Origin of the sequence: Chryseobacterium sp. BIGb0232 (assembly GCF_024810195.1) — a bacterium.
Taxonomy (GTDB): domain Bacteria; phylum Bacteroidota; class Bacteroidia; order Flavobacteriales; family Weeksellaceae; genus Chryseobacterium; species Chryseobacterium pennae.
The window spans coordinates 145,093-155,149 of the sequence record NZ_JANUEH010000014.1 but is presented as its reverse complement, the minus strand read 5'-3'; the positions used below and the strand labels follow the sequence as shown (position 1 = coordinate 155,149).

Sequence of the window (10,057 nt, the reverse complement as noted above, 5' to 3'; positions counted from 1 at the left end):
CTGCTAACGCGGGAGAGTAGGCCGCCGCCAGTTTTTATTTTATTTTTAAAAATCCTTTATCGAAAGATAAAGGATTTTTTTTTGCTCTATACTCAAGGATCAAAATACAACCCCAACCCAAAATCTAAGCTACAACTCCAACTCTCCAATTATTCAAATACCCCAATACAATGGTGATAAGCAATAAGTATTGAATATTATCTATTATCTATGTTTTGGCTAAAGCCCGTTTCTATTGAATGCTGAGCCTGTAGAATCCCAGCTGCTTATTTTCTCTTTACATTGTCTTTATTTTTATCCTTTTATCCTTTATTTTATCAAGTTATTTCCTGATATCATTGGACTCGTCTGTATTACCGTATTCTGTCATCCTGAAGGATCCCAACGGTTGAAAGAAGAAAAATAGCTTCTTATTTTTAATGGTAAAATTGAATGGATAATGTTGACTGGATCCCTACGGAATAGCAAATAGTGAGTAGTACTGAGAATCTAAAGCATCATACAAATATTAATGATTACTACCCATTATCAATAAATAATCTTACAATCAGCTTCATAGGCATATATTATCTATTGCTCTTCCTCTTCCTAGCCCTGATAGTAACGGTTACCCCACAGCAGGAGTGGGAGAGCAAGGCTTAAGCGTTGGGATAGAAAGGCGCGAGGAGTATGAGTGGATAGCAGGATTAAGCTCCTGGAATATATTTGAAATTAAGTCAAGATTATTTCTATTCACAAAAATTGCAATAGACTAAATCTCTTAAAGCCTTTTTATTTATGTTGTAACTTTATTATATGAAAGAGCATATTGTGAGAGGGTTCAGATTTGAAACTTACAAAGCACCGGAACTGTCTGTATTTGATAGGTTACTGGAAATTTTTACAGATTTACTAACCCATACTTCAGGAGATTTTGATGAAGCCATTGACTGGCTTCGAATGCTGGATGAAGAATATCAGCTTACTACTCCGGAATACACTATTGACAATTTTATTGAGGATCTTAAAAAGAAAGGATATATCCGTGATGAAGTTGATCCTAATGGTGGGAATGGAATTCGCCTGAGCGCGAAAATGGAACAGAATATCCGTAAACAAGCACTTAATCAAATATTCGGAAACATTGGTAAAAGTAGTAACGGCAATCATAAAACCAATAAGAGCGGAACGGGAGAAGATACAACGGGGGAATTTCGTAATTATAATTTTGGTGATCCGGTAGAGAAAATTTCTATTACGGAAAGTCTTAAGAATGCTCAAATCAATAACGGAATCGGAGATTTTCATCTTACTGAAAATGATTTAATTGTAGATGATAGTATTCATCAATCACAGATGAGCACCGTTTTGATGATTGACATCAGCCACAGTATGATATTGTATGGAGAAGACCGTATCACTCCTGCTAAAAAAGTGGCAATGGCACTTGCCGAACTTATTACCACACGCTATCCGAAAGATACTCTCGATATCATTGTTTTTGGAGACGATGCATGGCCTGTTAAAATTCAGGATCTGCCTTATCTGCAGGTTGGCCCTTATCATACAAATACAGTGGCAGGACTTCAATTGGCAATGGATATTTTGCGTAGAAAAAGAAATACCAACAAACAGATTTTCATGATTACCGACGGAAAACCAAGTTGTATTCGTCAGGCGGATGGTACTTATTACATGAATTCTTATGGTTTGGATGAATATGTTGTTCAGAAATGTTATAATATGGCATCCCAGGCAAGAAGGCTCCATATTCCTATCACTACTTTTATGATTGCGCAGGATCCTTATTTACAGCGTTTCGTGAGTGAATTTACAGAAGCCAATCAAGGGAAGGCTTTTTATACAGGACTCAATGGATTAGGACATATGATTTTTGAGGATTATGAGACGAATCGTAAGAAAAGAATCCGCTAGAAAATAATTATTCATTAAAAATATATTTCAAAGTTTATAAATCAGATTTTAAATAAAATGACTGAAAAGCCAAACATAAAAACACTGGGTTCATTAAGAGCATCAGGATATATATCAAAAAATATAAAAGACGAATTAAGAGATAATTTAAAAACTAAAATTCGTAATAAAGAATCTGTATTTGAGGGAATTTTCGGATATGAAAATACAGTTATTCCTCAATTGGAACACGCTATTCTAAGCCGGCATAATATTAATTTATTAGGATTGAGGGGGCAGGCGAAAACCAGGCTGGCAAGAATGATGACCTCTTTACTGGATGAATGGATTCCTTTTATTGAAGGAAGTGAGATTAATGATGATCCAATGAATCCGATTTCCCGTTATGCTAAAGAATTAATTGAAAAGGAAGGGGACAATACTCCAATAGAATGGCTTCACCGTGATGAAAGATTTTTCGAAAAACTGGCTACTCCGGATGTGACTGTTGCCGATCTGATCGGAGATGTGGATCCTATTAAAGCTGCCAATCTTAAACTTTCTTATGCAGATGACCGTGTGATTCACTTTGGGATGATCCCACGCGCAAACCGTTGTATTTTTGTAATTAATGAATTGCCGGATCTTCAGGCGAGAATTCAGGTTTCTCTGTTTAATATTTTGCAGGAAGGCGATGTGCAGATTCGTGGATTTAAGGTGAGAATGCCTTTGGATATACAATTTGTTTTCACCGCGAATCCTGAAGATTATACCAACAGAGGAAGTATTGTTACTCCACTGAAAGATCGTATAGGATCGCAGATTTTGACGCATTATCCTGAAAATATCAATATTGCAAGAGAAATTACCAATTATGAATCCAGTTTAGACAGTCGTCAGAAAAATGGAGTATATGTTCCTTCTTTAGCGAAGGATCTTTTGGAGCAGATTGGTTTTGAAGCTCGCGAGAGCGAATATGTAGATTCAAAAAGTGGAGTAAGTGCCCGTATGAGTATTACAGCTTTCGAGAATTTATTGAGTACAGCGGAACGCAGGTCTTTACTGACAGATGACGAAACAACTTCGGTAAGATTAAGTGATTTTGTGGGAATAATTCCTGCGATTACTGGAAAAGTGGAATTGGTTTATGAAGGTGAGCAGGAAGGATCGGAAGCGGTGGCTCAGTTATTAATTGATAATGCAATCAGAACTTTATTCACCTCTTATTTCCCGAAAGTGGAGAAACTAGAGAAAAAGAATATTGATGGGCCATTTAGCCAAATTACAGAGTGGTTTTTGGAGGACGATGGATTTTTGGAAATTACAGATGAATCTTCGGATGAAGCCTATGCAAAATCTCTTAACAGAATTTATCCTCTTGATCAGATTATTGAAAAATATCAGCCAGATACTCAGCCGGAAGATGTTTTATTCTTAAAAGAGTTTATTCTTTGGGGATTGGCAGTAAACAAAAGGCTGAATAGAGAAAGATTCAGAACGGGAGTTTTCTTTTCTTAAAATTTCTAAAACTTAAAGAGCATACAAACAAAAAGATGTGGAAATTACTTCCACATCTTTTTATATTTTTAATCAAATTAATTATCAAACCTGAATAACTCCCAGATTAAATTTTTCTGTAATAGGAGAGTGATTAGCTGCTTCTATTCCCATAGAAATCCATTTTCTGGTGTCTGTTGGGTTGATAATAGCATCAGTCCATAATCTCGCTGCTGCATAGGTAGATTCAGTTTGTTTCTGATATTTTTTTGAAATGGTATCCAATATATTATTATGTTCTTCTTCAGAAATTTCTTTCCCTTGTTTTTTTAAGGTAGATTCCTGAATCTGGGCCAGTACTTTAGCAGCCTGTGTTCCACCCATTACTGCCAGATCAGCCCAGGGCCATGCTACAATCAGTCTGGGATCATACGCTTTTCCACACATTGCATAGTTTCCTGCTCCGTAAGAATTTCCAGTAATGATCGTGAACTTAGGAACTACAGAATTGGCAACAGCATTCACCATTTTTGCTCCATCTTTGATAATTCCGCCATGTTCCGACTTGGACCCCACCATGAAACCGGTAACATCCTGTAAGAAGATTAAAGGAATCTTTCTTTGATTGCAGTTAGCAATAAACCGGGTTGCTTTATCTGCAGAATCAGAATAGATTACTCCTCCAAACTGCATTTCTCCTTTCCCACTCTTTACCAGTTTTCTCTGATTGGCTACAATTCCTACAGACCAGCCATCTACTCTTGCAGTAGCACAAATGATACTTTTGCCATAATCTGGTTTATATTCTTCATATTCAGAATTATCTACAATGCATTTGATGATTTCATACGTATCATACTGCTCTGCTCTGGAAACCGGCATAATTCCGAAGATATTATCAGGGTTTTCCTTTGGCGGAAAACTTTCTATTCTGTCGAAGCCTGCTTTTTCAGTACTTCCGATAGATTTCATGATATTTTTGATTCTGTCCAGAGCATCTTTATCATCTTTAGCTTTATAATCGGTGACACCCGAAATAGAGCAGTGGGTAGTAGCTCCGCCCAATGTTTCATTATCAATGCTTTCTCCAATAGCAGCTTTTACAAGATAGCTTCCTGCAAGGAAAATAGAACCTGTTTTATCCACAATCATGGCTTCATCACTCATAATAGGCAAATAAGCTCCTCCTGCTACACAACTGCCCATTACCGCCGAAATCTGGATGATTCCCATAGCGCTCATTTTAGCATTATTTCTGAAAATTCGTCCAAAATGTTCTTTATCAGGAAAAATTTCGTCCTGCATCGGAAGATAAACTCCTGCAGAGTCTACCAGATAGATGATCGGAAGTTTATTTTCCATGGCAATTTCCTGAGCTCTCAGGTTTTTCTTTCCTGTGATAGGAAACCAGGCACCTGCTTTTACAGAGGCATCATTGGCTACTACCATACATTGTCTTCCGGAAACATAACCCATAACGATTACAACACCTCCACTAGGACAGCCGCCATGCTCTTCATACATTTCATAGCCTGCAAATGCCCCAATTTCTATGGAATCAGAATCTTTATCAAGAAGATAGTCTACTCTTTCTCTTGCGGTCATTTTTCCTTCCTCACGAAGCTTCTGAAGCCTCTTTTCACCGCCTCCTTTTTTGATCTCGGCAAGCAAGCGATTTATCTCTGATAATTTTAATCTGTTCTGATCTTCTCGTTTGTTGAATTCGATGTCCATAGAATTTTCAATTTTTTACGCTTAAAGATACTATTTTTATGAGGAATACGAACAGGAAGTAAAACACATGTTTAATACTTTGGTTATTAGTAAATTGTGAAATTTTTAACAGAAAAATATTTTTAAATAGTTTATATTTTTTCTAACTTTACATAAGAGTAACAGAGGGTGATAACCTCTGAAAAATACTCAGTTCCTAGTTTATTTTTTTAATAGTTTATTATTTGAAGGCCCTGAAAGTTTAACAAATTTTCAGGGTTTTTTTATTACAGATCAATAATTGCTAATAATATTTTCTATATTCTACAATAGTAAGGTCGGTGGATGGATTTTTATATTTCCTGTATTTTTTAGCCGGAATAAATCCCAGTTTTTCCGGAATTTTTCTGCTGGCTGTATTTTCTTCATCTACAGGATACAAAATATATTTAAACGTAAAATTCTGTTCAAGAAATTCAATGAGGCTTATGATGATTTCGGTTCCCAGTCCTTTTCCCTGAGAACTCTTTTTTAACCATAATCCCAGCTCAATAGATTCCTCTGTAATATTATGGATACCACAACATCCGGTAAAATCTCCATTTGAATCCAGAGCAACCATTACCAGATCTGTATTTTGTAATAAGGTTCTTTTTGATTCATTCACAAAGTTGATTATTTCTCCCCTGTCACCTTGCGGATTGAAGGGCATATATCTGGTCACCTCTGTGGTAAAATGTTCTGAAATGTCATCAATATATGAGTCATCAACAGGCTGTAATGTTAAATGCTTTGTTTTGATTTTAATATCTGGATTTAATATCATATTGTAAGGTTAAAAGAAACTGTATTGTTTTTTCATCTGTTTTTCTGGAAAATTAATAGAATACATTATGTAGTAGGCAGAAAAACTATTAAAAACTTTATTTATCATTTTTTTATTACTTTAAATTTATATTTTTTATGAGATTTATAAAAGCCTATTTGTAAATTTGCCTGTTAAAATTTTAAAGAAGATAGGACATGCATAAATTAGCGCTTTTCAGATTGCACTTAATCGTATTTTTATGGGGCTTCACTGCAATTTTAGGAAAACTGATTCATGCCAATGCTCAGATCCTTGTATTTTACAGAATGTTGTTTGCTGCTATCTTTCTTTTCGTATTCATCAGGATATATAAAAAAGAAAGTATTAAGGTTTCCAAAAAAATATTCTTTCAACTGGCGGCGATTGGGTTTGCTATGGCGCTCCATTGGTATTGTTTCTTTTATTCTATCAAGGTTTCCAATGTTTCTATTGCTTTAAGCTGTCTTTCATTATCTACGCTTTTTGCTTCTATTTTGGAGCCTGTTATTTTTAAAAGGAAGATTGATATTTCAGAAGTGGTGATGGGAGTGGTTATTGTGTCTTGCATTCTATTGATCTTTAAAACAGAATTCCAATATAAGGAAGGGATTATCTATGGTGTTTTCTGCGCTATTTTTGGGACAATATTTTCTGTTTTTAATGGCAAAATGTTTGGGAAAACAAGTTCCGGGAATATTATATTTTATGAAATATTCTGTGGTTGGTTTATTTTAATGTTATTTTATTTGTTTTCAGGACAAATTTTTCAAATGAATGAAATAAACTATCGTGATATGGCGTTAATATGTTTGTTGGCCAGTGTTTTTACTGCATTTCCGATGCTGGAATCAGTGAATTTAATGAAATACATTTCACCTTTTACTCTAATTTTAACAGTTAATTTAGAACCGGTTTACGGAATTATACTAGCTTTTTTTATCTTTGGGGAATCAGAACATATGAGCCCGATATTTTATATTGCCTCAGGAGTTATGATACTGGCAATCATTGCAAATGGATTAATAAAGTCCAGAAAAACTAAAAACTTTAACTAGCATCAATATTAAATGATGAAAAAATATTTTTTACTTGCATTTTCACTGCTCTATGGGCTGTCTCAATCTCAGATTATCAGGAAGTATTCCAATGAATTCTTAAATATCGGAGCGGGTGCCCGAGGACTGGCAATGGGTGGAGCTGTAATATCCAACCAGGATGATGTGTATTCTCCTATGTGGAACCCGGCAGGTTTGATGTCTATAGATAAAGACTGGCAGGGAGCTGCAATGCACGCCGAATACTTTGAGTCTATAGCCAAATACGATTATTTAGCTTACGCAAGAGTCATGGAAGAAGGCGTTTTTGGAGTTTCAGTAGTGAGGCTTGGGGTAGATAATATTTTGAATACAACCCAGATGATTGATGCGGAAGGGAATATTGATTATGATAAAATCACAAAATTCTCCCAGTCTGATTATGCAGCGATACTTTCATATGCATTCCACCCTGGAGGAAATCCAAATCTTGATGTAGGGGTGAATGCTAAAATTGTCTATAGAAATGTAGGGAAATTTGCCAGTGGATATGGTTTTGGGTTTGACGTGGGAGCAATTTATAAAGGTGAAAACGGCTGGAAGTTTGGAGGAATGGTAAGAGATATCACAACTACAGTTAACTTTTGGAGTATTAACCAGAAAGAATTATCAACCGTTGTGAATGGAGAGGAATTCAACCCTGCACCTAAAGATAAGATGGAACTTACGATGCCTAAACTTAATGTAGGAGCAAGTAAATTATTTGAAATCAACAGCAGTCTTTATGTATTGCCGGAAGCTGGGCTTAATGTGGATTTTGCTAAGACAGCTTCTCTTATTTCAAGTGATTTTGCAAGTATCAGCCCTTATGCCGGAGCTGAATTAGGCTATCAGAAAATGATTTTTGTGAGATTGGGGATCAATAGGTTCCAATCTATTACAGATATAGAAGATTTAAAAAGAAAAGTTTCTTTCCAGCCAAGTGCGGGGATCGGGATCAAATATAGAGGTCTAACCCTGGATTATGCGATTACAAATTCAGGTATTGGCGGATCTAATTTCTATTCCAATTTCTTCTCGCTTAAACTGGATATGGGAGCATTCAGAAATGATTAAAATGAAGGTATGAAAAAATTATCGATATTGATGTTGGCAATTTGCTCAACGGCTGTTTTCGGACAGAATGTTTCAGATTATAAATATGTATCTATTCCTGACAAATTTACAAGTTTCAAAGGAGATAGTTATGGTTTGGAAGCTGCTTTAGCAAAAGCATTAAAAAGTAAAAAGTATACAATTTTATCTACCAGTAAAGAGCAATGGCCATGGGAAGCTAAGGACAATTCCTGTAATGTACTGAATGCAGACGTGCAGGCTATTAAAAGTTTTTTTACAAATAAATTAAAGATTGAGTTTAAAGATTGCAACAATAAGGTGCTTTTTGAGTCCAAAGGAAGTTCAGATATAAAAGAGTTTCAAGAGGGATTGGCAGATGCTCTAAAGCAGGCTTTAATAAGCGTTGGCCCATCTAATCCTGTTCAGATTGCAGCTCAAGAATCAACCCCTTCAGTTGCTTCAGCTGCGGATAATTATTCTAATGGAAAAGTAGAAGTACAGAAGATACAGATTGATGAAAATCAGTTTATTCTGGCTAAATCAGGCAGCGCTTTACCATTTGCTATTTTTAAAACTACATCAAAAAAAGATGTATTTATCGTAAAGCTTTCTGATAATACGACTACAGTAACAATTGGATATTTTGAAAATGGAAATATTGTAATTGATATACCTAAGGCTGACGGAAGATACGCTAAAGAAGTTTTCACGAGAAAATAAATATAATATAATACATTTATTTAAAAAAGGCTATCTCTTTTGAGACAGCCTCTTTTATGTTCATATATGATGATGTGTTTTCTTTAAATGAGTTAGTAAGCAAATTCTTGTGTATAGTTTTTGTTAACTTGTACTAATTTATGAAAAATATTATAAATAATGTTAATTTATATGTGATATTTTATTAATTTACGTTTACGACTTTATTATTTCCTGTGTTTATGGTGCTTTAGTGTTATGTTGTCTTATTTTGAGATAATAATATTCAACATATAGTAAACCATCTTAATCAATACTACTAATAATCTAAAAAGACCATTTCAACTAGTGAAACGGTCTTCCCTTATTAGAAATTGGATACTTTTATTTTTTTATGAATTTAAAAACCTGCGATCCTTTGGTGTTCTTTATTTTAGCTGTGTAAGTACCTGGAATTAGATTTGAAAGTTTAATGGAGACATTTTTTTTATTCAATAAAAAATCATTTTTTATAAGTTTACCGCTGAAATCATAAATTTCAACTGATTGTATAGTCTGAGTGTCTTCAATAGTCAGCACATCGGAAACCGGATTAGGGTAAATTTTGGTTTCTGATAAAGATATTTCCTTTGTAGAAAGAGTCTGTGTAATAGTTACAGTGTAATCGACCCAATTTCCAAAACCATAAGTACCACAAGGTGATTGAGCAGGGTTTCCATCTCCGGAATTGGCTAAACGATTCCATATCCTCATTCTGTAATTTCCCGGGCTTAATGACGGGATTGAAAAGGTACCACTATAAGTAGGCTGTGGTATTGCAATATAGTCTGGCATAAATAATACTTCGCCAGCGTCATCAAAATTGCCATTTTGATTGAAGTCTATTGCCATTCCACAAGAAACCCAACCCGTCGTACTAACATTTATACCGTAAGTAGTGTTTGGATTCATGTTAATAATAGTAGAAGTCTTATTTCTTAAAGTATTACAATCTCCTGTAAAAGACGAGTCATTGAAATTAGCTTGTGGGATTGTTACTTTAGTTACTTTCCAGTCTCCACATCCACTAGTATAAGTTGGATTGCAATATGTTTGTCCATTGACAAAACTGAAGCCCGATAAAAGGTATGCAAATAGAATTGCAGAGAATAAGTGTGTTTTCATAATTGTGATTTTTTAATTAATACCAAATGTAAGAAAAAAGATATTAAATCACTATTATGTGAATTTATTGAATTGCATTTATCATTTTACACGA

Annotated in this window: 8 protein-coding genes; 5 read left to right on the top strand and 3 right to left on the bottom strand. The window is 34.8% G+C overall.

What is annotated here, in order from left to right:
* Nucleotides 1-795 precede the first annotated feature (795 nt).
* On the top strand, nt 796-1,914 hold the full coding sequence (locus tag M2372_RS23320; RefSeq protein WP_123321402.1) for a VWA domain-containing protein: 1,119 nt from the start codon (nt 796-798) through the stop codon (nt 1,912-1,914).
* A 57-nt stretch (nt 1,915-1,971) separates the two neighbouring features.
* Nucleotides 1,972-3,411, top strand: a complete 1,440-nt coding sequence (locus tag M2372_RS23315; protein ID WP_123321403.1) for an AAA family ATPase — start codon at nt 1,972-1,974, stop codon at nt 3,409-3,411.
* An 84-nt stretch (nt 3,412-3,495) separates the two neighbouring features.
* Here the strand turns inward: M2372_RS23315 and M2372_RS23310 are convergent, their stop codons facing one another.
* Together M2372_RS23310 and M2372_RS23305 are read right to left on the bottom strand one after the other, a co-directional pair.
* Nucleotides 3,496-5,124 carry an acyl-CoA carboxylase subunit beta gene (locus M2372_RS23310; protein WP_123321404.1) on the bottom strand — a complete coding sequence of 543 codons (1,629 nt, stop codon included), beginning with the start codon at nt 5,122-5,124 and terminating at the stop codon, nt 3,496-3,498.
* Between the two features lie 283 nt (nt 5,125-5,407).
* Nucleotides 5,408-5,929: a GNAT family N-acetyltransferase gene (locus M2372_RS23305; protein WP_115971684.1), complete on the bottom strand. Its 522-nt coding sequence runs from the start codon at nt 5,927-5,929 to the stop codon at nt 5,408-5,410.
* Nucleotides 5,930-6,126: 197 nt separating this feature from the next.
* Between M2372_RS23305 and M2372_RS23300 the strand changes: the two genes are divergently transcribed.
* The 3 genes from M2372_RS23300 to M2372_RS23290 are packed head-to-tail and all read left to right on the top strand — an operon-like array spanning nt 6,127 to nt 8,820.
* Nucleotides 6,127-7,005 (top strand): DMT family transporter, encoded by an 879-nt coding sequence (locus tag M2372_RS23300; protein WP_123321405.1) that lies wholly within the window; start codon nt 6,127-6,129, stop codon nt 7,003-7,005.
* Nucleotides 7,006-7,017: 12 nt separating this feature from the next.
* Nucleotides 7,018-8,100: a PorV/PorQ family protein gene (locus tag M2372_RS23295; protein WP_115971686.1), complete on the top strand. Its 1,083-nt coding sequence runs from the start codon at nt 7,018-7,020 to the stop codon at nt 8,098-8,100.
* Between the two features lie 9 nt (nt 8,101-8,109).
* Nucleotides 8,110-8,820, top strand: a complete 711-nt coding sequence (locus M2372_RS23290; protein ID WP_123321406.1) for a hypothetical protein — start codon at nt 8,110-8,112, stop codon at nt 8,818-8,820.
* Between the two features lie 363 nt (nt 8,821-9,183).
* Here M2372_RS23290 and M2372_RS23285 read toward each other — a convergent pair whose 3' ends face one another.
* Entirely contained in the window at nt 9,184-9,963 is a 780-nt protein-coding gene (locus tag M2372_RS23285) for a GEVED domain-containing protein (RefSeq protein ID WP_123321407.1), read from the bottom strand.
* Between the last annotated feature and the right edge of the window lie 94 nt (nt 9,964-10,057).

Bases quoted from the DNA above. Each gene is read 5' to 3' on its own strand.
- M2372_RS23320 (WP_123321402.1), top strand. From the start codon at position 796: ATGAAAGAGCATATTGTGAGAGGGTTCAGATTTGAAACTTACAAAGCA.
- M2372_RS23315 (WP_123321403.1), top strand. From the start codon at position 1,972: ATGACTGAAAAGCCAAACATAAAAACACTGGGTTCATTAAGAGCATCA.
- M2372_RS23310 (WP_123321404.1), bottom strand. From the start codon at position 5,124: ATGGACATCGAATTCAACAAACGAGAAGATCAGAACAGATTAAAATTA.
- M2372_RS23305 (WP_115971684.1), bottom strand. From the start codon at position 5,929: ATGATATTAAATCCAGATATTAAAATCAAAACAAAGCATTTAACATTA.
- M2372_RS23300 (WP_123321405.1), top strand. From the start codon at position 6,127: ATGCATAAATTAGCGCTTTTCAGATTGCACTTAATCGTATTTTTATGG.
- M2372_RS23295 (WP_115971686.1), top strand. From the start codon at position 7,018: ATGATGAAAAAATATTTTTTACTTGCATTTTCACTGCTCTATGGGCTG.
- M2372_RS23290 (WP_123321406.1), top strand. From the start codon at position 8,110: ATGAAAAAATTATCGATATTGATGTTGGCAATTTGCTCAACGGCTGTT.
- M2372_RS23285 (WP_123321407.1), bottom strand. From the start codon at position 9,963: ATGAAAACACACTTATTCTCTGCAATTCTATTTGCATACCTTTTATCG.